Raw genomic sequence first — 25,026 nt, 5'->3', positions numbered from 1 at the left:
TAGTTGACATTAACAAGCCTTACCAAATAAACAATATAGCAACAGACTGTTATCTTCTATATACTTGTGCTGCAAAAGTAATATAAAAAATTAAGCCCATAAATCAATATTGATTCAATGGGCTAATTATTCTAAAAAATAAGTTATTATTATTTCTCGACTTCCTTATCACAAAAAAGTCCCCAAGTTTTTTACTTGAGGACTTTTCTTATATTAAATATAGTTCCTTATGCCATTTCTGCTTTCTCTGCTTCTAATTCAGCTTTCTTTGCATCCATCTTCCGAGTTATCTTTCCATAAATAACAAGGGCAATAGCCGAAACCAATCCTATACCAAAGAAGAATACCCAGATATAGTGCGCATTCTCAGTAGCCGCAGCATAGGCTTCGGGCGTTGAGAATCCTTTTGGATCGGGACAATATTTTTGCAAAAGGAATCCTGAAATACCAAATGCAAGCAACGAAGATACGAACGAATGCAAGTGACTAAAGCCAAGATAAAGCCCTTCTTCACCCTTAGGAGCTTGAAGAGAAAAATATTCCAAGAAACGAGGAGATATAAAACATTCAGCCAATGCTTGAAATGCAATACCCACAATCATCATGAAAGTCACAGGATGAATAGTACCAAAGAGCAAGTCATTTCCCATAAGAGAACCTCCAGCCATGATACATGCCGATATTGGGATAATAAACATACCAACAGTCATAGATGCCAAAGCCGAACGTTTTTGCATCACTGTAGTCACTAGGTTAACCAGAAGAAATACAACCAACGGATTTACGTTTGCAATCCATCCAGGAGATGCTTCTTGTCCTACCAAACGAATAACGTATTTAGGCATAGTAGCATACATCTGTTGTTGTACCATCCAGAAACCACTTACGATAAGGATAAGAGCAATTAAACGTCCGTTCTTACAAACTTTCACTAAAGCTTTAAATATATCTGAAAAGGTTTTTCCTTGTCCCGAAACATTCGATGATTGATAGAAGAAATAAACAGCAACTAAAGCTAGTAACGTCATAGATGCAGAAAAGTAATTTAGATATACTAAACCTATATCGCCTAAACTTTTACGAAGTGGATCTACCACAGTTTTACCCGTGAAAGCTCCAATATTCACCATCATATAGAATATAGCAAATCCACGTGCGCGTGTACTCTCTGTAGTTTCACGTGCTACCGTTCCCGATATTACAGATTTAATAAATGCTCCACCTATAACAATCAATAAGAGAATAGGAACAATAGACCAACGTTGAGAACTATCTAAAAGCCCAGTAAATTCGGTATCATATCCGAAAGTAACAAGCCCTCTCTCTTGAAAAAATGAAGAAAACATCCCTTCTCCCGTTCCAGCACCATAACTAACCAGTCCTGCATTTTCGAACATAGTTGGGAATATACCCAAACCAAAGTATCCGATTGTAAGAAGTGCAAAAGCTATAATAATAGATGTTCTGAAACCTATTTTATCAGCATAAGCACCAACAAAAGTAGGCAGAAGATAAAGTAATGCAGAGAATGTACCCGAGATCAATCCCGATTCAACATCAGAAAAGCCCCATACATTGGATAAATAAATAGTAAGAACGATAAAGACGGCATAATATGCCAACCTTTCCAATAATTCGACGGAATTGGCAACCCAAAAGGCTTTAGAGAATTTAGTCATAATAGTCTAGAGTCTGTTTTTATATTTAAGAATAGTAATATATTTAATAGTTAAACGGACATGGTACTTATGCAAATATTCTATATATCTGCATTTAGAAAGGTTTCATATAATAAGTTATAGCGGCCGACATAACTCGGTTGGCAGATCTCGAAAACGGATCTGTTTTATGGCTTTTGTAAATATCAGAAAAGCCCATATAATAACGTCCTTCTATTGTAAAATTACCTGCACCTGTACGAAGTTCAAACCCCATACCCGCAACTAGTCCATAATCAAATTTATTTTGAACCTCGAGGTCATATTGAGCTGACACCTTATCATCATTATAATCGGTATTTAATAGATGTTTTATTTTTCGGTCTGCCAATAAAAAACTAATCTGAGGTCCTAAATTAACAAAGACACGTCCTTTTCTTCCAAAATAAATATGGGTCAAGAAAGGTATCTGTAAATAAGCTAGTTCATGTATATATTTAGAGTTTGTTTCACCCTCAAACTTCTGCTCATATCCTTGTTGGCTGTAATTTAATTCTGCAATAAACCCTAAACGGTTTTCAGTAATATATCGAACAGATACTCCACCTTTATATTGTTGCAACATTTTTGTGTTTAACTCAAATCCTGGGGCTGTCGTAACAAAGCTCATTGTTGAGAATGTAGGACCGAAGTTTACCCCAAAATTCCATTCGGGAGTAAATTCGGATTGAGAATATCCTTTGATGCAAGCCAAAGCAAGCAATAAAACGGTGAGAGCTTTTTTTATCATTTGCCGTATTCTATTTTATCGACACTACCATCTATCTTATAATGAACTATATAAAATCCATTATTCATATAACCACCTGCCGAATTTACCTTACTAAAGGAAATGGGGGTTTGCAAAGTCGATACTGATATTGAATTTATATTAGATTCGAAGTTCTTTCCATATTTTAATAATCCTCTCAGAAAATAGATACCTGTATCATAACCTAAAGCTCCGTATTTAGGATAAGTATTAATCAAAGACTTATCGTTATACCATCTCTGATAATTGGAGATAAATTGCTTAGTCTTATAGTCATCATCCGACATATAGAATGGAGTATATATATACGTATCATTTTTATGAAAATTGGCAAAGAACTGAGGATAGGTTTGCCACTCTGGATGTCCAAATAAAGCCAAGTCAATATTAGGCTCTTCTTCTTTGATCAAATTTAATACCGGTAGCAAAGTCTCCAGTAACTGAGCAGAACCCGAAGCTGCAACTATTATATTTTTTCGATTCAGGTCTAATGCCGAAGCCAAATTAGTAACCAAGTTATCATTCAGTGCAATACTACTGGCACGCATTCCTCTTTGATTTAACTGACCATTCAAAGTTGTAACAAACTCTTTCTTGCTATTATTTCCATTCTCCATTATGTAGATAATGTTATCATTCCCAAAGAAATCAGCAAGAACTTGGGCAGTGTTATCATACAAAACATCAGAAGGAGCATTCAATTGCAATACCTGCGTATTTTTCTGTGCTTCGTTTGTTTTTGTAGGAAAAGGTATTACATACTTTATCCCTTCTTTCTTCGCAAAATTAGAAAGCACATCTACTTGTTCGGGAGAAAAGCCACCAATAATCAGATCCAGATCCCTCATTTCAGTGGTTTCTAATAAGCTCTCTAATTTAGTAGTTCCTTCTTCGGAACCCATATCAAAAACATATACATTGGCTGAAAAACCTTTAGCCTTCATCTCCTCCAATGCCAATAAAAAGCCTTCGTAATACTCTATAAAACGTGCACTTTTCCCCTCTGATTTATTTACAAAAGGAAGCACTACACCTACTTTTATTGCATCTACATCCTGCAAATTCCATTCGGGAGCAGACTCCGTTTGAGAATACCCATTAATGCAAGCCACAGCAAGCATCAAGAAAGCCAAGGTTCTTTTTATCATTTGCCGTATTCTATTTTATCGACACTACCATTTGTTTTATAATGCACTATATAAAATCCATTATTCATATATCCACCTGATCCACTTATTCTATTAAAAGAGATTGGTGTTTGCAAAGCTGGTACTGATATTGAATTTATACTAGATTCGAAATTCTTTCCGTGTTTAAATAATCCAGTCAGAAAATAAATACCTGTATCATAACCTAAAGCTCCATATTTGGGGTAAGTATTTATCAATGATTTATTATTATACCATTTTTTATAATTCGAGAGGAATTGTTTGGTCTTATAATCGTCATCCGACATATAAAATGGCGTATATATATAAGTGTCGTTTTTGTAAAAATCAGTAAAGAACTGAGGATAGGTTTGCCATTCAGTATGTCCGAATAGAGACATATTAGTATTAGGCTGTTTCTCTCTTATCGAACTTAAAACAGGCAACAAACTCTGTAATAACTGAGCAGAACCCGAAGCTGCAACTATCACATTTCTGCGATTTGCATCTAAAGCCAATGCCAGATTAGCAGATAAATTCTGATTTGCAGCAACACTCGTTGCACGCATTCCTCTTTGACTTAACTGAGCGTTTAAAGCTGTAATAAATTCTTTTTTGTCATTATTACCGTTTTCAGTAATATAGATCACATTGGCATTACCAAATAGGGTAGAAAGAGTTCTTGTTGTATTATCGTACAATATTTCATGAGGAGCATTTAACTGAAACACCTCATTATTTTTTTGAGTCTCATTTGTTTTAGTCGGAAAAGGTATTGCATATTTTATCCCCTGCTTCTTTGCAAAATTAGAAAGCACGTCTACTTGATCTGACGAGAAACCTCCGATAATAAGATCTAAGCTTTTCATTTCAGACGTTTCCAATAAGCTTTTCAATTTGGCTGTTCCTGTTTCAGAACCCATATCGAAAACATATACATTAGCCGAAAGACCTTTTGCTTTCATCTCTTCTAATGCTAATAAGAAGCCCTCGTAATACTCTATAAAACGAGCACTTTTCCCTTGTGATTTATTGAGGAAGGGAAGCACAACTCCTACTTTTATAGCATCTATATCCTGCAAAGTACTCACCGGAACTTGCCCACTTGGGTAAGAAGAACCAGCACTTTGAAGCGAAGGTATTAGAATAGTCATACCTTGCTTTAACCCATCCTTTAATATAGGATTAAAGTCAATCAAAGCTTCAGGAGTAGTGTTATATTGTCTGGCAATTCCATAAAGAGTTTCTTTTGGAACCACCTGATGTTCTATGAAACGACTCTTTGCCTGAGCAATGGATTGTGGGACTGGAGTATTTGAAACATTATTAGAAGAACGACCTCCTGATGATGGTATTAACAATGATTGCCCTTCACTTAATGGCTTTAACTTTAATTCGGGATTAGCGTTTATCAAATCGTCTACTTTCAGATCAAATTGTTTCGCTATCGAATATAATGTTTCCTTTGCTTTTACTATATAAGACCGTACATTTGAGTTTGCTGTTTGATTTAGTGAAGTATTACTCGTAGGTATTTTGATCTGCTCACCCAACTTCAAGCCTTTTTCGGCCTTTGGATTCAGAGCATAAATATCACTAACCGAAATATTATATAAGCGAGCTATCGAATAAGCAGTTTCTCCTTTTGCAACTGTATGTGTTGTAAATTTACCATTGCCTTGCAAAATTTCGACTTTGAGAGCCGATGCAGATACTCCTTCTGTCGCCGACAAAGAAAGAGTAGTTGCTAAAGCGAGATAACAACCTGCAAGAATGGATTTAACGTATTTAAAATTCATTTGAGTGTGTATTTATTATTCTAAACAAAGGTATAAAAATTAGTGGTATTTTTTATAAATATCGAGGTTTGTTCCTCAAAACACTATTTGTATTTATCCCAAAGTTGCGATTCTATGACTTCATGCGTTCTCTTTATCAAATCAGGGATATCAAGCTCGGTAAGCCCCTCAGTAGATATAGGATCATGCACTATTATTTCCATCTCTTTACCAAAACTCATTACTCTCGAATGTATTTTCAATATATCATAAGGTCCATTCAATGTTATCGGCACAATAGGCAACTTCATCTGGGTTGCAATTATATATGCACCTTTTTTGAATCGCCCCATTTTTCCGGTATAAGTACGTTGACCTTCAGGAAATATAGCCATAGAAACTCCTTTTTCGAGTTCATCCTCAGCCTTCTCTATTGTTTGTGCCAATGCTCTTGTATTTGAACTGTCTACAAATACATGACCAGCAATTTCGGATGCTTTACCTACAAATGGAATTTTACGCAACTCATGCTTTTGCACCCATTTAATATTATGCCCCAGATAACCATAGGTCAAGAAAATGTCAAATGCTCCTTGATGGTTTGCTATAAAGATATAAGACCCATTGGGATCTAACTTATCATTCTGTTTCACCCTAATCTTACATAAAGCAGCTCTACAAACTATTTTCGACCAATACTCTGGAGGAGTATATCCCCAGAATTTACGATTTCCGATCGAACAGCCTAGCATCACAAGGATTGCTGTAACTATACTAGTCACAACAAGAATAGGAATAAAAATAAGCCATTGGTACAAGAAAGAAAGAATACCCTTCATCTTATTCTAATATAGTTTTTCGGTTCAGATAAACAAAAATACATTTTTTTGTTCTCTTCTGAAACAAATGCTACACTTTAAGATAATGATGTACCGCTGCTATACTTTATAAAGGGTAAGGAAAAAGTTTTTAAAGCAGTAAAATAAAGTTGCAAATTAAATAATGGAAAACATTATTCTATTTTTTATTACAACATGCTGTCCTATCATAAAGGCTTAAATGCTTACATTTGTCTACTCGATGTTAATAGCAGATATGGAAGAAGATTTAAGAGAATATACCCCTGAAGGTTCAGACTTGAGAAAGCTACAACTCAAAATGTTTGAAATACTCCAAGTAGTAACCTCAATTGCAGACAAACACAGCATCCCCTATTGGTTAAGCGGAGGTACTCTGCTAGGCGCTGCCCGACATGGAGGCTTTATACCTTGGGATGATGATATTGATATTGAACTGCTTCTACCCGATTATAAGATACTACTTAAAATTCTGGAAAAGGAATTGCCATCGGATCTTTATTTACAAACGCCCAAAGACAAAGGCTATCGTCTGCTATTCTCCAAAGTAAGAGACAAGCATTCGGTTGTAGTTGAAGAAGATGACTTAATGGATAATTATTCGGAAAAAGGAATATACATAGATATATTTCCGGAAGAGAGAAGTTATAAGCCATTAAAGGATGTAGTTGATTTTTTTTATGGTAGATCGTTTCGCCGACTCAAACGAGGAAAGCCATTTCATTCTCTAAAATACTTTTACGAATATACATTATCTCTCCTACTCTACCCTATTGGCATTTCATTGATCTGGTTTGCCAGAGGATTATGTGCCATCACCCATCCTAATAATATACTGCATAGCTATGGTATTGGTAATACAACCAATCATAATGCGAGCTACATGTTTCCATTAAGTACAATCGAATTTGAAGGAAAAACATTCTCTGCTCCGGGTAATACCAAAGCTTATCTTACAAAACAGTATGGTGATTATATGAAAATTCCACCAAAAGATAAAAGAGCAACTCACTTTTTGAAAGTGAATTATAAGTAAAAGATTATTAAGGAAATAATATTACTGATTTTAAATTGTAAACTTATCTGAAATTTTAAATATTAATACATTTTTAAATATATATTTACTCTACCAAATCTTACACTTAACATCAACAACTAGACTTAAATAAAGGCTTTGAATTTCGTTCAGCTTTTCATAAAAAGGAGCTGAAGTTTCATCTACTATACTAATATCACTTAAAATAAACGAACAATACACAATAAGAGAGTGTTCAAGTTTAGTATTTTGATTCGGATTACTAATTTTGCACCCATTATAGAATTAAACATTTTCGAAATAACGATACTATTTATCTCAAGAAGGGAAATTTTATCACCCCTTGCTTGACTATGTTTCGCTTTATGTAATCAATGTCTCTTTATGAAAAATATCAGACCTATCCTTTTTATCTCTTCTCTATGCATACTGCTATTAGGCGCATGCAAAAAAAATGAAACACAGCCTCCTATTGTAGAAGTAGAAAATGTGAAAGTTGATAATATCCAAATCTTCGGAGACTATGTTGGTCTTATCAAAGCTGCCCGTAATGTAGAGATACGTGCACGGGTCGAAGGCTTCCTGGAAAGAATGACATTCGTAGAAGGTAAAAAAGTTTCAACAGATGAGCCTCTATTTTACATCAACAATGCAACCTATAAAGCCAGAGTAGAAAAAGCAAAAGCTCAACTAAAAAAAGATGAAGCTATGGCTGCCAAATCTAAAAGAGATGTAGAAAGGTTACGCCCTCTATATATGCAAAATGCAGCCAGTCAGCTAGACCTAGACAATGCCGAAGCGGCTCTCGACATGGCAAACGCCAGTGTATTGATGAGTCAAGCCGATTTAGCACAGGCTGAACTTCAATTGAGTTATACAATAGTAAGATCGCCCCTATCAGGCTATATAAGCGAACGTTATGTAGATATAGGAACACTAGTAGGCACATCTGGAACTTCGTTGCTGGCAACAATAGTTCAACGAGATACAGTCTTAGTCGATTTCAAACTAACATCTCTTGATTATCTAAGGAGCCAACGCCGTAATGTGCATTTGGGAGAACAAGATTCAACTCGATCGTGGCAACCAACAGTAGAGGTTACACTGGCAGATAATACTATTTATAGTGAAAAAGGAATTGTCGATTTTGCTGCACCTCAGGTAGACCCAAAAACGGGGACCTTTGGAGTACGTGCTGTTCTTCCTAACCCTAACCAAGTACTTCTTCCCGGACAGTTTACACGCGTAAAGCTACTACTTGACGTATTAGATAATGTAATTGTAGTCCCACGTAAGGCAATATCAATAGAAAAAGGTGGTGCATTTATATTTGTAATTCGCCCCGACAGCATTGCCGAAAAACGTTTTGTAGAAACCGGACCTGAACAAAACAACAAGATTGTAATAACAAGAGGACTATCTACAACAGAAAAAATTGTAGTAGAAGGTTATCAAAAGCTTACTCACGGTGAGAAAGTTATACCCAGAACTCTTGACGAGCAAAAGAAAATAGACGCACAAGTAAGACTAGATCAAAATAACAAGAAGGAGGAAAATAAATGAAAGCCGGATTTTTTATAGATAGACCCGTACTTTCGACCGTGCTTTCTTTACTCATCGTTATTGTCGGAATTATCGGGTTAGCACTTCTACCTATTGAGCAATATCCGCAGATAACACCTCCGGTAGTTAAAATCAGTGCATCCTATCCCGGAGCGAGTGCGACCACCGTATCTCAGGCTGTAGCAACACCCATAGAACAGGAATTGAACGGTACTCCTGGTATGATTTACATGGAGTCGAGCAGTTCCAATTCGGGAGGACTTTCCATTACTGTTACTTTTGATGTCAGCACCAATGTAGATTTAGCTGCAGTTGAGATACAAAACAGAGTAAAACTAGCAGAGTCTCGTTTGCCTGCTGAAGTGCTTCAAAATGGTATTTCAGTAGAAAAACAAGCAGCCAGCCAATTACTTACGATAGCATTAGCTTCGAACGACCCTAAATTTGACGAGATATATCTAAGCAACTATGCAACCATAAACGTTCTGGATGTTATCAGACGTATTCCCGGAGTGGGTAGGGTGTCCAATGTCGGAAGCCGTTATTATGGTATGCAAATATGGGTATATCCTGATAAAATGGCAAGTTTCGGACTCACAGTAAAAGACTTACAAAATGCTTTAAAAGATCAGAATAGAGAATCGGCAGCCGGAGAACTCGGCAAGCAACCTATAATAGATGTAGATGTAGCAATGCCCATCACTGCACGTGGACGTTTATCGACCGTTAGTGAATTTGAAGACATTGTAGTAAGAGCAAGTGGAGACGGGTCGTTTATCCGTATGCGCGATGTTTCACGTGTGTCTCTCGAAGCCTCATCTTATAGTACAGAAAGTGGATTGAACGGAAAAAGTGCAACTATCCTCAGTATATATATGCTACCGGGTGCTAACGCCATGGAAGTAGCCAATCAGGTAAAAGCTACGATGGTAGATCTTAAGAAAGATTTCCCCGAAGGTATTGATTACCTGATCCCTTTCGATATGACAAAATATATTTCTGAATCTATTCACGAAGTATATAAAACACTTTTCGAAGCTTTATTTTTAGTGATACTTGTGGTTTTCTTATCACTACAAAACTGGCGTGCATCTCTCATACCTATTGTGGCTGTTCCAATATCCTTAGTCGGAACATTTGGTTTTATGCTTATGATGGGATTCTCCCTCAATATGCTCACGCTATTAGGACTGGTTCTCGCCATTGGTATCGTTGTTGATGATGCCATAGTCGTCGTAGAGAATGTGGAGCGGATTATGGAGGAAAAGGGAATCAGCGCAAGAGAGGCAACTCACATCGCCATGAAAGAACTTGTAGGAGCATTGGTAGCAACAGCTCTCGTGTTGGCAGCCGTATTTGTTCCCGTAAGTTTTCTGGATGGTATTACAGGCTCGCTTTATCGACAATTCTCAGTAACAATAGTTGTCTCAGTAATTATTTCGGCAATAGTAGCTCTTACTCTGAGTCCTGCTATGTGTGCCATAATATTAAAACCATCTCATAAAGAAAAAAATGTAGTATTCCGCAAGATTAATACATGGCTAGCCGCCGGAAATTCTAAATACGGAAATCTTCTGGTTAAGGTAATTAATAATCCTCGCCGAATTATGGCAGGATTCGGAATGGTACTCATCCTCATATTTGTATTCAATAAAATAACACCTACAAGTTTTATCCCGCAAGAAGATCAAGGTTACTTTACAGTAGAACTTGAAATGCCCGAAGGTACAACTCTTGAACGTATGCGTACTGTTACCGAACGAGCCATAAACTATCTGGATCATCACGAATCCGTAGATTATGTACAAAATGTAACGGGATCGAGCCCTCGTGTAGGAACTAACCAAGGACGGGCTACTTTGACCGTTATCCTTAAATCGTGGGAAGAACGAAGCGAAGGTGTTAATGATGTAATAAGAGATGTACAAAAAGAATTCTATAATTATCCAGAAGCACGGGCATTTGTTAGTAGTCCGCCAGCCATACCCGGATTGGGGGGAGCAGGAGGTGTAGAAATGAAACTACAAGCACGATCGGATGCTACTTGGGATGACCTTGTTGCTGCTAGCGATACATTTGTATATTATGCTTCTAAAGCTAAAGGTATTGCCAACGTATCATCGTCATTACAATCTGAAATACCTCAATTATACTTTGATGTAGACCGAGATCAGGCAATGTTATTGGGAGTACCCATGTCAGATATTTTTTCTACGATGAAAGCTTATCTTGGATCGGTTTACGTGAACGATTTCAATATGTTCAACCGTATCTACAAAGTATATATCCAAGCTGATCAATCGTTCAGAGCTACAGCCGATGATATAAACCTCTTTTTTGTAAAGACTGAAAACGGTTCTATGGTTCCTCTAACAGCATTGGGGAAAACAAGTTATACAACAGGCCCCGGTAATATCAGCCGATTCAATATGTATACATCGTCATCTATGCAAATAACGCCTGCACAAGGTTACAGTTCGGGACAAACGATGGAAACAATAGAACAAATAGTCAAAGAGAGACTACCCGAAAATATAGGTCTCGCTTGGAGTGGATTATCATTTCAGGAACAAAAAGCAACGGGACAAACCGGCATCGTTTTAGGATTGGTGTTCTTGTTTGTATTCCTTTTTCTTGCCGCTCAGTACGAAAGCTGGACAGTTCCTATCGCCGTATTGCTATCTATGCCTATTGCGTTGTTAGGTGCATTTTTAGGAATTACAGCTCTGAGGCTCGATAACGATATTTATTTTCAAGTTGGTTTAGTTACTCTTATAGGATTGGCTGCCAAAAATGCGATTTTGATTGTTGAGTTCGCAAAAATACAGGTAGACCAAGGCATGCAACCCGTATTTGCAGCCATACAAGGTGCAAAATTACGTTTCCGACCTATCTTGATGACATCTTTTGCATTTATACTTGGTATGCTTCCTATGGTAATGGCTTCGGGACCCGGTTCAGCAAGCAGGCACTCAATAGGTACAGGTGTATTCTTTGGTATGATAGTAGCAAGTACACTTGGAATTGTAATGGTTCCTTTCTTCTTTGTAATGGTATATAAAGCAAAAGAGAAGTTCAAGTTACCCGATATAAAATATCCCAAGATATTTAAAAGAAAAAAATAATCAATAAATATCATAAGTACTTATTGATAACCTTTAAACAAAGATAAATGAGCAAACTCAAATATATATGTAGTGTATTAGTCCTCTGTAATGTTATATTCTTCTCTTGTAAGATAGGAAGCAAATATCAACGACTGGTGATGGATGGCATGCCACATTCTTTTGAAGCCAAAGGACTTGAGGAAGGAGAAGCTGCCGACATAGGATGGAGTACATTATACAAAGATTCTGTTTTACAAAACATGATCACAAAAGCTCTCGACCACAACAGAGATGTGCTTATTGCAACTGCCCGTATCAATGAAATGATAGCCAATAAACGTATTTCTTTTGCAAATATATTTCCCGAAATAGGCATTGACGGAGTTGCTCAAAAAGAGCATCTAAATTATGGTGGAAATAATCCGAAATATACTCCCGAAATACATACTAACCTTACTTTTGGCTGGGAAGTAGATATTTGGGGCAAACTCCGATGGGCAAACGATGCTGCAATTGCATCGTATATGCAATCGGTAGAAGCCCAACAAGCATTGCGCCTGACTATTATTGCCGAAGTGGCACAGAGTTATTTCAAGCTAAGAGCTTTAGATCGCGAATTAGAAATAGTAAAGCAAACGCTGGAAGCTCTTCAAGAGAGTGCCCATTTTGCTAAACTAAGATATGAAGGAGGTTTAACTTCGGAGATGCCATACCGTCAAAGTTTGGTAGAGGTAGCACGTACCGAACCTCTTATACCAAGCTTAGAAAACGAAATTAAACTAATGGAGAATGATATGTCTGTTCTTTTGGGAGAATTTCCATCAGGTATTCCACGTAGTAATACAGACATAAGTACTCACTCTATATTACCGAGCTTACCAGTAGATGTTCCTTCGTCATTACTTGAACGTCGTCCGGATGTAATACAAGCCGAACAGAAACTAATAGAAGCCAATGCCAAAGTAGGTGTAGCTTTAACCAGTATTCTCCCCTCCTTAAATCTTACGGGGCGATTAGGTGCCGAAAACTCGGAGTTAACAGACTTCCTTAAAAGTCCGGCATGGTTTATTGGTAGTTCCCTTGCAGGACCAATATTCAATATGGGTAAGAATAAAGCAATTCATCAAGCTGCAAAAGCTGCTTACGAACAAGAGGTTTACAGCTACGAAAAAACAATTCTAACTGTATTTATGGAAGTAAACAATGCCATTAATACTTATCAGAAAACGCAAGAGGTACGCAAATCGCGAGAAACTCTATATAACTCTGTACGCTCTTACCAAAAGCTTGCCCGACTACAATACGTAAATGGCATTGTTACCTATATGGATGTATTAGATGCTCAACGTCAGATGTTTGATGCTGAGATTACTCTCAACAACGCAATTCTGGATGAGCTTACGTCAACCGTACAGTTATACAAAGCTTTAGGAGGAGGACTCGTTAAATAAAAGAATACATATCTTTTCGATATTCAAGTATCTCTTTAGTTGTTAAACTTTAGGGATGCTTTTTTATGTGTAACTGATACAAAGGTGTACTCAATCTAATAAAGACACAAAACTCGAGCACATAAACCATATATATATCTTATCGTTTTTAATAGACAAAAACATGGCTATCTCGGCAGCAATTCATATATTTGAATATCACTATTTATTGTAAACAAACAGCAATTGAAATTTATTTACAAAAAGATTGCTAGCTTGACGAAATATCTCGAATAATAAAGATCATCCACCACAAATACATTAGTGACTAGGCAAAGACATTATACTAAGCATAACAGAAGAAAAAGGAGAAAACAGCATAACCAATTCTCAAAACTTTAAACGGATGCTATTGATTAAACGATTACTTGATAAAAACTACATTTAAATTACTGCTACAACTAAGCCCAAGTGGAATAGAAATGATATAAAATATGCGAAAGAGACAAAGAAATAGTTTCCTGAAAATATATCGGAGCGAAAAGGCTTCCTATCATTTAATTGCGTAATTTTGAGGCTTTAATTATGGTCTCAGACCTAATTTGTGTATCTGGTAAATGTCATAACCAGAAATCACTATTATTGAATAATATGACAATAATTATTTGGCTATATTTATTTCAAATACACTATGGATTTTCTTGAACTCGCAAGTAGAAGACAAAGCACACGCAAGTACGACACAACCAGATTGGTAGAAGCCGAAAAGATTGAACGAATCATAGAAGCCGCACGTTTGGCCCCCTCTGCTTGTAATGCACAACCTTGGCACTTTGTGGTAGTAAACGACGCTGAATTAATGGATGAAACGCTTGATGCAATTGAACATCCTACAGAAGACGAAACACAACCCGTACATCTTGTTATAGTAGACGAATTAGAGTTGAAGAACAAGGTTGCCGATGCTGCTTCTGCGCGTTTATTGGGTATGAATCACTTCACAAAACAAGCACCTATACATATTCTTCTTGTCGAAGAAAAAGTTAATCTAAGTTCCGGAATTGGTGGAGTTATCAAAGACAAGCATTTTGCCTATGTTGATATAGGTATTGCCGCTTCTCATATTTGTCTGGCTGCCGAAGCCGAAGGTTTGGGTAGTTGCATATTGGGCTGGTTCAATGAATCTAAAATAAAGAAACTATTAAACATACCTGATTCTAAACGAGTGATACTCGATATCCTCATCGGCTATCCTGCTCAGGAGCTAAGATCTAAAAAACGAAAATCAACAAACGAAATTGTATCATACAATACATATAAAAAATGAAACTTTCTCAAAAACAGGTTGGACATATAACTATGTTCAGTGTTGTTACTTTTTTTGCAATAAACATTCCCATCAGTAAATACCTTCTTCAATCAGGCTATATCAGTCCTTATGGACTTACTATTGCTCGAATGACTTTTGCCACTATTACATTTTGGATAGCATCTCTCTTTGTAACTAAAGAGCGTATTGAGCACAAAGATCATTTCACGATTTTTCTTGGAGGACTTTTAGGGATTACATTTAATCAAGGATTATTTATCTTCGGATTGAATAATACGTCCCCCGTTGATGCATCTATAATCACAACAAGTACCCCTCTTTTTGCAATGGTTATAGCAGCTCTTGTTTTAAAAGAGCCTATCACAAGCAAAAAGGTTTCGGGTGTTTTATTGGGCGGACTCGGTGCTATATTCTTGGTCTACACAAGCCACCACGGAGACATTACCACCGACTCGAGCATGAAAGGTAATATGGCCGTAGTATGCAGTTCTCTTAGTTATGCTTCATACTTGGTTGTAACACGCCCCTTAACATCCAAATATTCCTCTATAACCCTAATGAAATGGATGTTCTTATATTCAACTGTTATACTACTTCCATTTTTATATAAAGATTTGGTTAATGCTCCCCTGTTCTCACAATCAGAAGTATTACCTTATGTGCTTATAAGCTATACATTGCTGTTTGCAACATTCATTGCATACACCCTTATACCTGTGGCTCAGAAAAGAATCAGAGCAACAACAATCTCTATGTACAACAACCTCCAACCACTTATAGCCTCATTTATTGCTATTGGCTTGGGGCAAGATCATTTCTCTGCCACTAAAGCTTTATCAGGCATTATGATTTTGATTGGAGTATACCTGGTTACTCAAAGTAAATCAAGAGCAGACGTGGAAGCTGAACAACAAGCTACAATACAAGAAAGCAAATAACTTGATTCATTCTTTTTAGGCATTTTAAAATACAGTCTACTGTAATTAAAAAGGATAGTAAACGTTTAAGCTACTGAAAGTATAACAACAATTGCAGTTATACTTTATTGGATAATAAAAGGTCTGAAACCTTAAATAAAAAAGCCGTATACAATTGATTGTATACGGCTTTTCTTATATAGAGTATCGCTTTTACTGTTTCACCTCAACCCACATACCCGAAGTACGACTCTGAGTTTGTGGTTTATACATTGCTTCACAAGATACTGCAGGAAGATAGAATCGACCGCAATAGGCTGCCTGTAAACGAACTTTAACTGCTGTTGAATATCCATTACCCAGATTGAAGAATGTCATCACTCTGTCATCTCGTATATCTTGATAATTAAACGACCCACTGGTAGCATCAGCCGCTGCATTAAACAATCGGTTATTGAATATTTCCCAACCTGATGGGAATATTTGAGTAAGTGCCAAATCGGTGATAGATTCGCCCGAAACATTCTGTATAATCACATTTGCGAAAAACTCTGTTCCCTGTTGAAGCGAAGTGATATCTACATCATTATTATTATCATCAACATATTTCACATACAGATTTATACCATCATTTTTAGGATGAGATCTATCGACTAAAGATTGAGTGCGCCCAATCAAACGAACATACAATTGCCCTTCTCCCTTATTGGTGAAATTGATATTTACAACTTCTTGGGGCTTAATCGTATATTCACGGAACACCTGAGCCGAATTTTCGACTTTCTGAGGTACACCATTCAAACTCCAGTCATAAGCTATTGCTCCTTTACCCATCTTTTCAGCCAGTTGAGACATGGCTATTAAACCATAAGCTGCTGTTTGAGTAGAAATATAATCGGAACTCAATTCTGCTGACACCTGAGGAGCTAGAGATAAAGCTTTTTCTGTTCTGCCAAGAAGCAAGTTAGTTTCCATTATCATGGCAACGTCACGAGCCGGACTACCGTAAGTATTATTAAATGCTGAATAATTATCAACAGTCAAAGGAGCATTCGATATTATCTGTTGTGCTGCATCCTTTTTACCTGTAATAGCGTACGCTGCTGCCAATCTCCAACGGGCTTGTATCGAAAGATCTTTCATTTCTTTCAATCTATTCATTGCTCCCAATTCGGGATCACCTGCCAGAGCCAAAGTATATAAACGATAGGCTTGTTGCAAGTCGGTCATCGAATATGAGTAGTAAGAACTGTAAAGATCTCCCCTATTCCATCGTTGTGCGGATTTCTTCTGGAATTGCTTCCATTTACTGATAACAGATTCAGGAACATTGTATCCTTTGTTTTTAGCCTCTACCAAGAAGTGTCCCGCATAAGTACTCACCCACTCTGTTGGGTATGAGCTACCCGGCCAATACACAATACCACCATCACCCAACTGGCGTGACGATAATATCTTGATCGCTTCATTGATATTATATTTCATCTTCTCTGTTTCTTTATCCGAGAATTTTCTGAATGCACTTACATACAATAGGGGGAATACACGCGAAGTTACTTGCTCCGAACATCCATAAGGATAGTCGTATAGATAAGCCATATTCTTGCTTAGATCAACAGCAGGCATACGCGACACCTCAAGTTTAACCCAATCATCTGAAGTTGGCGAATCAAGATTAATATTTAACTCGTGTGAATCACCAGCCGAAACCAAAGCATCAGAAGTTAATGTAATCGGAGGATTAGGATTTCTCACCTCTATATCTATGGTTTCATTTGAGCTTTCGCCTCCACCACTTGCTTTAATAGTTACTTTTTCAGCTCCTGTTCTTTTAGCAACTTTCACTTTAAAGTAAATCACCTTATCACCTGTTTCAGTAAACGTAACCGATTTTGTTGTTCCATCTGTAAACTGGAATAATCCGTTTGCTGCCTGAACTGTTACATTTACAGTCTTCACTTTTTTATCCATTGCAAAGACATTTACAGGAAGTAATATTTCCTCATCAGGTCCCGCAACTCTTGGGAGGGTAGATAAAACCATCAATGGGTTTTTCACCGCCACTGTTTTTTCGGTGTTTCCATATGCTCCCTCTTGTGATCCAGCCACTACCATCACACGTACTGAACCGATATACGGATCGAGTTTTATTTTATGAGATTGCGTTTCGCCCTTTTTCATTGTAAATGGTCCTAAGAACTTCACAACTGGTTTGAATCTATTCAAAGGATTGCTTGAAGGTTTAAGTGTTTCATCACCCCCAATACTCAACAATGGACCTAGTTTTCCTGCTTGCGCTCCTACTACCATATCGAACATATCCCATGTACGCACACCCAATGCTTGATAAGCATAGAAATCAGTCCACGCATTTGGTGTTTTAAATGAAGTAAGATCAAGAAGACCTTCATCCACAACAGCCAAAGTATATGTCATAGCCTTTTTATTTTTCTCTGATACTGCAACTGTAAATTCCTTTTCAGGTCTAAGTTCATCAGGCATAGTTATAACCGGAGTCAATATCGTATTCTTATTCTCTACCTTAATATTCAACACTCCATATAAACGGATAGGCAAATCATTATCGGTTTGAGCATGAGGTTGTAAAAGTGTTGCAAAGATGAAAAAGTTAGGATTCATTTCGTCCGTTACTTCAAATGTATATTTTGTATCTTCCTTAGCACTTGTTTTCGCCCAATCGCGTTGTATTACTTTCGTGCCATCTTCAATACTTATTAATACTCTACCATCCGAACTTTTAGGAATAGTTACTGTAACTTTTTCACCCACATTGTAAGGAGTCTTTTTATCAGTAGAAAAAGATAACATAGTTAATCCCGAAGCATCTTCTTTATCCGAACGCCCTTTCCATGCAGGCCAGTCAACATAAATAATCTTACCTGCTATATGCCCGCCTTGCTTGTCGGTAGCCATTACAAGATAACGTCCCCATTCAGAATCTTCTACTTTAAAATTAACCTTAGCTTTTCCACCAACTGTTGATACATCTTTATCCAATACCACGCTAGCTGATGTATTGTTGACATAAGAAGATAAATCGTCATTATTGCGATTCCACCACCACGACCATTTAATTTTATATATTTTCACATTGATGTCCGATCTATTAAGAAGCTTTCCATCAGGAGACAATGTTATAATATCCATCGCATTATCTTTTCCTGTTTCCAACATTTCATAGTCAGATTCATTAGGCGATTTTATACCGACATACGCCGAGTAAGGAGAATAAGCCGCTGTTTGCGAATAGATACTTGCATCACCTCCGGTTTCGAACACCCTAGACACCAAAGTCGCTTTAAGCATTCCCGGCGCATTAGATGCCGGAGGTAGTTTACCTGCAACATTAGCATTGCCACTTGCATCGAGCCTACCTTCAAATATGGTATATGTATCGGTACTGAAATTACTTGCAGGATTATTAAACGAATATGCCTCATATCCTTTAAATGGATTTCCAGCGACAGACAGAGTCATTTCAACACTTGCTTTCAGATTAGATGCTGCTGCTCCATGAAGCCATTGCGATGACAGAGTGCTATTCAATACACCTCTACTCGCATCAATCAGTTCTCCAACATTCAACCGAACTTTAAGTCTGTTAGGTTTTACTGTTTCTATTTTTATAGTTTTTGAGAAAGTTGCTCCCCCTACTTTGATTGCTACTCGCCAGTTACCGGTAATAGCTCCCGGATCAGTCGCTAGCTTGAAAGTATAGAAACCGTCTTTGCCCGATGTATTTACATGTTTTTGATAAAGCTGACCTGTTGGCGTAAATAAATCTAATGACACCGGATGTCCTTTAGGCAGGGGATTGACTTTATCGTCCAATATAAATGTCAGATAAATAGAATCTCCCGGACGCCAAACACCTCTTTCGCCATATATATAACCTTTCAGTCCTTTTTGTATTTCTTTTCCACTGACATCGAAATTACTTAGCGATAACGAAAGATTAGACGTCAATTTCAGATAGCCTTTGTCTTTATCCTTTAAAGCAACTACCACAAAAGGAACTCCACCTTTATAATCTATTGAAACAAACCCATCTCCGTCAGTTTTTCCCGAACCAATTCGTTGCATCTGGAAGTTATACACATCTACCACCGCTCCCGATATAGGTTGAGTTGTAAGAATATCGGTCAATGCTACCGTAACTTTTTTATCTGAACCAATTTTGGCTACTAAACCAATATTTGATGCAAAAACAATGCAATCGGATGAACGGTTGGTATAATAACTGCTTTTACAAGGATCTTCTCTTTCTTCCCAATTATAATCCTCCCAATCCATAGGATCGTAATAATAGGTTTGCGGGATATCCCAAATAGCTTCATCCTCCTCTGTCATACGATTATCGAATCTCTCCAAACCTGCTTCTTGAGGAATTTGTGGAACTATTCCACTACATGGGTATAATGAGTATTCTTTCTTCATTGTAAACTTAACCCGATATATTGCACCCGGATCTTGTTTAATAAGAGTAGATAAATCTATTGAAAAATTATTCCATTGATCCAATCGTAGAGTATGGTCTTCATCGAGTCTGATTTGCTTTTTAAGCACCAAACGTCCAAAACGTCTCAATTCATTATCCCCTCCAAAATCATTCGATTGAAGATATCCTAACACATTGTTTTCAAATATCTTGACAATTGTAATATCCACAGCCCATAGATTGACTGCTTGAAAAGGTATATTCAGATTATCGGAACTTGGAAGAATATTACCTGAGTTCAGCAACTTAATTTCAGGCTTATTCTTTTCAAGAGATAACTGATAATTGTAATTCTTATCTAATGTTTTATTTTCTGAGCTTTTCAGTTCTTTAAAAATATTCAGATCAACACTTGTATTGCTACTGTTGCCATCTAAATAAAGCTTCAATACATTCTTTTGAACTTCATACGAGAAGTTTTCAATTCCATTTGGATTAACCAATCCTTGTATATTCTGATTATTAGATAACGGATCACTAAATGTGATACGGATACATTCCGATGGCTCGTAAGCTGTTCTTACATCAATCACCGAAAAAGAAGAAGCATTTATAGCAGGAATTACAATCGAAAGCTTTTCCGCATCTCTCTTTGCTCCGATAGATGAACCATCTACTTTCAGCGTATAAGTCAAATCTTGTGTTGTTCTCTTGAGGCTATCAATAGTAAAAGCATATCTACCTTTTACGCTCGTAGCTTCTATTTTTACAACTGCTGTATTAGAATTTCCTTCTACCGACAGCATTTTTTCGATATCAGGCATCGCTGCTTCGTCTGCCAGAGAGAGAGTTCCTCTCACCGTATTCCAGGTAAGATCATTATCTTTAGTTGGAGAATAAGGAAGTACATCTACCGCAAAATTTTGCTCAGGCACTTTAAAATAGAAGTAAAATTCTTTGAAGTCTTTCTCAACTTGAAGCACTTTATCGAGTTTAAACCAAGCATCGTAAGTTTCACCTTGCTTTAACTCGCCGGGGTCGGGTACAAATTTGATTGTTCGTGTATTAACCCAATAAGCTTTCCCTTTAATTTTAGGCGAAAACTCGAATAAATCTTGGTCAACTTCGGCATTCAATTCCACAGTAGGCATATCCTGATTCAATTCAATCTGGATAGAAGATACAGAGGAAACCGATCCGTAAGTAAAAGCTGCAATATAACGTGCAAATTCGGGGTCGATAGTACGTGATCCCTTGCGACTACAAGCATTTGTCAATAACAGAAACCCAATTGTCAGCATTAAGACCAATATGGGGTTTATTTTTTTTCTCATGAAGTGCTATTTTTAGTAAATGTGTAAACTAAAAACAAATGTAAGTAAACTTTATAAAGTCTATATTGTTTCTTTAAGGAATAAAAAGTTAAAACTGGATATTTGAGATATACCCTTTTATACTAACTTTGCTAAAATAGAGCTTGAAAACCACTGTATGAGAAATCTTTGGCTAAAATTACGAAAAGACTACAAAAAGAAAAACCCGAAGTTAAAATCGGGAGCTTTCGAATTATTAAAATACATAGGTCCCGGACTATTGGTTACCGTAGGCTTCATTGATCCCGGAAATTGGGCGTCTAATTTTGCTGCAGGATCTGAATTTGGCTACACTCTCCTATGGGTCGTAACTCTTTCGACTGTTATGCTGGTTATACTCCAACACAATGTGGCTCACTTGGGCATTGTTACCGGCTTGTGTTTATCTGAAGCCGCCAATAAGTATCTATCTCGCCGAGCCTCACGAGTCACCCTCTGGTCTGCTATCGGAGCATCTATATCAACCTCTCTTGCCGAGATACTGGGAGGAGCTATTGCCCTTCAAATGCTTTTTGATGTTCCTATAAAAATCGGAGCTATACTCGTTACCATTTTTGTGGCTTGTATGATGTTCTCCAACTCATACAAAAAAATAGAACGATACATCATAGCCTTCGTTTCTCTTATAGGTTTATCTTTTATATACGAACTTTTTTTAGTCGACATTCAATGGCAGGAAGCTGCTGTAGCTTGGGTTACTCCTTCTATGCCCGATGGAAGCATCCTTATTATTATGAGTGTATTGGGAGCAGTGGTTATGCCTCATAACTTGTTTCTTCACTCGGAAGTGATTCAAAGTAGAGAATGGAATCTGAAAGATGATAAAGTTATTGAGAAGCAACTGAAATATGAATTTTTCGACACCTTATTCTCGATGGTTATCGGGTGGGCAATCAATAGTGCCATGATTTTACTTGCTGCTTCTACATTCTTTAGAGAAGGATTGATAGTAGACGACTTACAACAAGCTAAAAGTCTTTTAGAACCTCTATTGGGGGCAAATGCGGCTATTGTTTTTGCCATAGCACTTTTATTTGCCGGTATCTCTTCTTCTATGACTTCGGGAATTGCCGCAGGATCCATCTTTGCCGGTATGTATGACGAACCCTATAACATCAAAGACATACACTCGCGTACAGGTGTCGCAATTTCTTTAGGGGTAGCTCTCTTAATTATATTCGTTATTAACAACCCATTCAAAGGGCTTATTATTTCACAGGCAATACTGAGTATGCAATTGCCAATTACAGTATTTCTTCAAGTACGTTTGACCTCATCTAAAGAAGTAATGGGTAAGTACGCAAACAAACCCATGACAAAATATATGTTATATCTAATAGCTAGTATTGTTACAGCCCTAAATCTCTGGCTGCTTTACAGCTTAGCAACAGGATGGGTGGTAACCGACTAATTGTTTATCAATCTTTTTTGAACAAGCCTAGCTTAGATGCTAAAACAATACATGGCTCATAATTAAAAACAAACAGAAAAAGATTGTACTTCCAAGAGTAAGCAGCCTTAGGCAAAGGATATAATTTGCGAATTCTTAATTCGTGAAGCTTATCTGCAACCATTTCTTTATCTACTCTAAAGCGAATGAGATTAACAATAAAATCGACAGAGAGGGTGGTAATTTTTCGCCTCAATCCTTTTATTTGTAATTCATTTAAGTGTAATCTCTTTTCTAAAGAAACAAGCTGATCTAAGACGAATATGGTATCGCTGATTCTTTTACGTATCTGTTTTTCTTCTTTATTATTTGTGATCGAACCTTCTCGTTGATAATAGGCATATACCAATTGATTTACAAATACAATCTGATGTGCGTATGTAAAAGTCTCCGATAGAAACAGTTCATCTTCATGATAAATGCCCTCAGGCATCAAGATTGACTTCTCTCTTAAAAGAGAGGCTGAGAATAAGTAAGGACAAACACCTCCACTTAGATTAAACTTACTCAAATATTCAGCTCCTGACATTAGAGAATTATAAGTAGAAGACTTTCTCTCTTTTCGAGTCACAGAACCATCAGAATAAACTTCCGCCCAATCAAGACCTATTATATCATAAGAAACTGATGCTGCATATCCGAAAAGATTCGGCAACGAGTTATCAAAAAGGTAATCGTCCGAATCAATAAAAAAGATATACTTGCCTTGAGCAATATTTAGTCCTCTATTTCGAGCAGCTCCCAATCCCAGATTTTCGGAATCTATATATTTGATAGTATTTCTATCTTTCGACAGATTCGTTATTATTTGAGCTGAACTGTCTGTCGAACCATCATTGACAATGATAATCTCAAACAAATCCTCATCTATTCCTTGGTTTAAAATACTGGACACACAGTTATCCAGATAACGTTCGGTATTATAAACAGGTATTATAAAACTTATTGTCATACTCTTTCAAATGACGATTTATTGGGAAGAATATCATTAAATGCGTCCTGTATTTTACGGCTCACACCCTCGAAGTCGGGAATATCCTCACCATCATTAATACAAACTTGCATATACTTTTGAGTGCGGATAGCCTCACATATATCATCAATCGTAGAAGTTGCTATTTCAAAAGTTTGTCCTTGAGATAATATATCTGTTGGGGAGAATTCCCCCTTCGCTATATGCCAGAACCTAAATAACCACTGATTGACATCCGTATGTGAACGAAAACGAGAATAACCTGTTTTATGTAAGACATCGGGTTCAGCTTTCCAAACCTCTTCTAATGTTGCCTTACAATACGAGTGTGCTAAATGTGCATCAAGCATCCCCGGAAACTTTTTCCAAGGCAAAAGCAATATACTTTTAAGTAGATATTTTCCATATTTCGGATTTATCCATTTTAGTATATTCTTATTTATCACTTCTCTTTTCGAAAAATGACGATTAATTATCTTTATATCATTCACAAATATTTCAGGATACTCTTCCGGAAAGATCGGATCAAGAATAGCAAAATCACAAGGCAAATTATTTCGAAAAAAATTAGTAACCCTAGTCGTATTTGTCAAAAACACATCATCGTTGAAAAAAATAAACTGATCGCTTAACCCTTCTATCCGATGCAGATTAGTCTCTATTGCATTAATATTAAAAGTAGGCAGAAATTCTTTAGGGATAAATTCCTCGTGTTTTACCCAATTTAATTTAGGATGATTTATATCAAGCCAGTCAGGGCGTTCTCCAGAAGTAACAAAATGTATTGTTCTAACCCAGGGTGCAAATTCTTCTATACCCCTAAACCAATATTTAAGTAAACCCCAATCTCTAAAGCGAATATTTCTTTTATCGCCTATCGAAAACTCGTTACTATATTTTTGATAAAGAGCCTTCCATTCGGAATTGTCACCATCTACCCATGTTAATACGATATCTATCTGGCTAGTATCCTGCATACTTTTCTATTGAAATAAGATAATGTAAAAATACATTTATTTTAATAATTAGGCTCATTTAATGTCAGATGTATTTTCTCGATTTTATTTTAGAATATTTTTCACAAAAAGCTTGTTTTATTAAATATTAGATTTATCTTTGTACCCGCTAACACAATA

The 25,026-nt window shown here is 36.8% G+C and carries 15 protein-coding genes; 7 read left to right on the top strand and 8 right to left on the bottom strand.

Annotated features, from left to right (window positions below; all coding sequences use genetic code 11):
• Positions 1 to 227: 227 nt before the first annotated feature.
• The 5 genes from IR022_RS16855 to IR022_RS16835 all read right to left on the bottom strand — a co-directional run bounded on the left by IR022_RS16855 (position 228) and on the right by IR022_RS16835 (position 6,234).
• The gene (locus IR022_RS16855) at positions 228 to 1,679 is read right to left on the bottom strand and encodes an MFS transporter (protein ID WP_194204612.1); all 1,452 of its coding nucleotides are present in this window, start codon (positions 1,677 to 1,679) and stop codon (positions 228 to 230) included.
• Between the two features lie 94 nt (positions 1,680 to 1,773).
• Positions 1,774 to 2,448 (bottom strand): porin family protein, encoded by a 675-nt coding sequence (locus IR022_RS16850; RefSeq protein ID WP_194204611.1) that lies wholly within the window; start codon positions 2,446 to 2,448, stop codon positions 1,774 to 1,776.
• On the bottom strand, positions 2,445 to 3,617 hold the full coding sequence (locus IR022_RS16845; RefSeq protein WP_194204610.1) for an ABC transporter substrate-binding protein: 1,173 nt from the start codon (positions 3,615 to 3,617) through the stop codon (positions 2,445 to 2,447). Before IR022_RS16845 ends, IR022_RS16850 begins: the two co-directional genes overlap by 4 nt.
• The gene (locus IR022_RS16840) at positions 3,614 to 5,416 is read right to left on the bottom strand and encodes a LysM peptidoglycan-binding domain-containing protein (RefSeq protein ID WP_194204609.1); all 1,803 of its coding nucleotides are present in this window, start codon (positions 5,414 to 5,416) and stop codon (positions 3,614 to 3,616) included. The genes IR022_RS16845 and IR022_RS16840 overlap by 4 nt, the downstream gene beginning before the upstream one ends.
• 83 nt (positions 5,417 to 5,499) lie before the next feature.
• Positions 5,500 to 6,234, bottom strand: coding sequence for a lysophospholipid acyltransferase family protein (locus tag IR022_RS16835; RefSeq protein ID WP_194204608.1), 735 nt, complete (start codon positions 6,232 to 6,234; stop codon positions 5,500 to 5,502).
• Between the two features lie 241 nt (positions 6,235 to 6,475).
• Between IR022_RS16835 and IR022_RS16830 the strand changes: the two genes are divergently transcribed.
• From IR022_RS16830 to IR022_RS16805, 6 genes are all read left to right on the top strand, one after another.
• Complete coding sequence (locus tag IR022_RS16830; RefSeq protein WP_199330326.1) at positions 6,476 to 7,288, top strand: phosphorylcholine transferase LicD; 813 nt, start codon at positions 6,476 to 6,478, stop codon at positions 7,286 to 7,288.
• A 384-nt stretch (positions 7,289 to 7,672) separates the two neighbouring features.
• The gene (locus IR022_RS16825; RefSeq protein WP_194204607.1) at positions 7,673 to 8,851 is read left to right on the top strand and encodes an efflux RND transporter periplasmic adaptor subunit; all 1,179 of its coding nucleotides are present in this window, start codon (positions 7,673 to 7,675) and stop codon (positions 8,849 to 8,851) included.
• Positions 8,848 to 11,976: an efflux RND transporter permease subunit gene (locus tag IR022_RS16820; protein WP_194204606.1), complete on the top strand. Its 3,129-nt coding sequence runs from the start codon at positions 8,848 to 8,850 to the stop codon at positions 11,974 to 11,976. Before IR022_RS16825 ends, IR022_RS16820 begins: the two co-directional genes overlap by 4 nt.
• Before the next feature lie 47 nt (positions 11,977 to 12,023).
• Positions 12,024 to 13,409: an efflux transporter outer membrane subunit gene (locus IR022_RS16815; protein ID WP_194204605.1), complete on the top strand. Its 1,386-nt coding sequence runs from the start codon at positions 12,024 to 12,026 to the stop codon at positions 13,407 to 13,409.
• A 670-nt stretch (positions 13,410 to 14,079) separates the two neighbouring features.
• Positions 14,080 to 14,715: a nitroreductase family protein gene (locus IR022_RS16810; protein WP_194204604.1), complete on the top strand. Its 636-nt coding sequence runs from the start codon at positions 14,080 to 14,082 to the stop codon at positions 14,713 to 14,715.
• On the top strand, positions 14,712 to 15,656 hold the full coding sequence (locus IR022_RS16805) for a DMT family transporter (protein WP_194204603.1): 945 nt from the start codon (positions 14,712 to 14,714) through the stop codon (positions 15,654 to 15,656). Before IR022_RS16810 ends, IR022_RS16805 begins: the two co-directional genes overlap by 4 nt.
• 192 nt (positions 15,657 to 15,848) lie before the next feature.
• On the opposite strand, the gene IR022_RS16800 is transcribed toward IR022_RS16805, so the two are convergent.
• The gene (locus IR022_RS16800; protein ID WP_194204602.1) at positions 15,849 to 21,428 is read right to left on the bottom strand and encodes an alpha-2-macroglobulin family protein; all 5,580 of its coding nucleotides are present in this window, start codon (positions 21,426 to 21,428) and stop codon (positions 15,849 to 15,851) included.
• Positions 21,429 to 21,585: 157 nt separating this feature from the next.
• On the opposite strand from IR022_RS16800, the gene IR022_RS16795 reads away from it, so the two are divergent.
• Positions 21,586 to 22,878, top strand: coding sequence for an Nramp family divalent metal transporter (locus IR022_RS16795; RefSeq protein WP_194204601.1), 1,293 nt, complete (start codon positions 21,586 to 21,588; stop codon positions 22,876 to 22,878).
• A gap of 7 nt (positions 22,879 to 22,885) precedes the next feature.
• Here IR022_RS16795 and IR022_RS16790 read toward each other — a convergent pair whose 3' ends face one another.
• Positions 22,886 to 23,869: a glycosyltransferase family 2 protein gene (locus IR022_RS16790; protein ID WP_194204600.1), complete on the bottom strand. Its 984-nt coding sequence runs from the start codon at positions 23,867 to 23,869 to the stop codon at positions 22,886 to 22,888.
• Positions 23,866 to 24,867, bottom strand: a complete 1,002-nt coding sequence (locus IR022_RS16785; protein ID WP_194204599.1) for a stealth conserved region 3 domain-containing protein — start codon at positions 24,865 to 24,867, stop codon at positions 23,866 to 23,868. Before IR022_RS16785 ends, IR022_RS16790 begins: the two co-directional genes overlap by 4 nt.
• Positions 24,868 to 25,026: the final 159 nt, after the last annotated feature.

Source organism: Dysgonomonas sp. GY617 (genome assembly GCF_015233815.1).
In the GTDB taxonomy this organism is placed as follows: Bacteria; Bacteroidota; Bacteroidia; order Bacteroidales; family Dysgonomonadaceae; genus Dysgonomonas_A.
This window is presented reverse-complemented; position numbering and strand designations above follow the sequence as displayed.

Bases quoted from the DNA above. Each gene is read 5' to 3' on its own strand.
- IR022_RS16855 (WP_194204612.1), bottom strand. From the start codon at position 1,679: ATGACTAAATTCTCTAAAGCCTTTTGGGTTGCCAATTCCGTCGAATTA.
- IR022_RS16850 (WP_194204611.1), bottom strand. From the start codon at position 2,448: ATGATAAAAAAAGCTCTCACCGTTTTATTGCTTGCTTTGGCTTGCATC.
- IR022_RS16845 (WP_194204610.1), bottom strand. From the start codon at position 3,617: ATGATAAAAAGAACCTTGGCTTTCTTGATGCTTGCTGTGGCTTGCATT.
- IR022_RS16840 (WP_194204609.1), bottom strand. From the start codon at position 5,416: ATGAATTTTAAATACGTTAAATCCATTCTTGCAGGTTGTTATCTCGCT.
- IR022_RS16835 (WP_194204608.1), bottom strand. From the start codon at position 6,234: ATGAAGGGTATTCTTTCTTTCTTGTACCAATGGCTTATTTTTATTCCT.
- IR022_RS16830 (WP_199330326.1), top strand. From the start codon at position 6,476: ATGTTAATAGCAGATATGGAAGAAGATTTAAGAGAATATACCCCTGAA.
- IR022_RS16825 (WP_194204607.1), top strand. From the start codon at position 7,673: ATGAAAAATATCAGACCTATCCTTTTTATCTCTTCTCTATGCATACTG.
- IR022_RS16820 (WP_194204606.1), top strand. From the start codon at position 8,848: ATGAAAGCCGGATTTTTTATAGATAGACCCGTACTTTCGACCGTGCTT.
- IR022_RS16815 (WP_194204605.1), top strand. From the start codon at position 12,024: ATGAGCAAACTCAAATATATATGTAGTGTATTAGTCCTCTGTAATGTT.
- IR022_RS16810 (WP_194204604.1), top strand. From the start codon at position 14,080: ATGGATTTTCTTGAACTCGCAAGTAGAAGACAAAGCACACGCAAGTAC.
- IR022_RS16805 (WP_194204603.1), top strand. From the start codon at position 14,712: ATGAAACTTTCTCAAAAACAGGTTGGACATATAACTATGTTCAGTGTT.
- IR022_RS16800 (WP_194204602.1), bottom strand. From the start codon at position 21,428: ATGAGAAAAAAAATAAACCCCATATTGGTCTTAATGCTGACAATTGGG.
- IR022_RS16795 (WP_194204601.1), top strand. From the start codon at position 21,586: ATGAGAAATCTTTGGCTAAAATTACGAAAAGACTACAAAAAGAAAAAC.
- IR022_RS16790 (WP_194204600.1), bottom strand. From the start codon at position 23,869: ATGACAATAAGTTTTATAATACCTGTTTATAATACCGAACGTTATCTG.
- IR022_RS16785 (WP_194204599.1), bottom strand. From the start codon at position 24,867: ATGCAGGATACTAGCCAGATAGATATCGTATTAACATGGGTAGATGGT.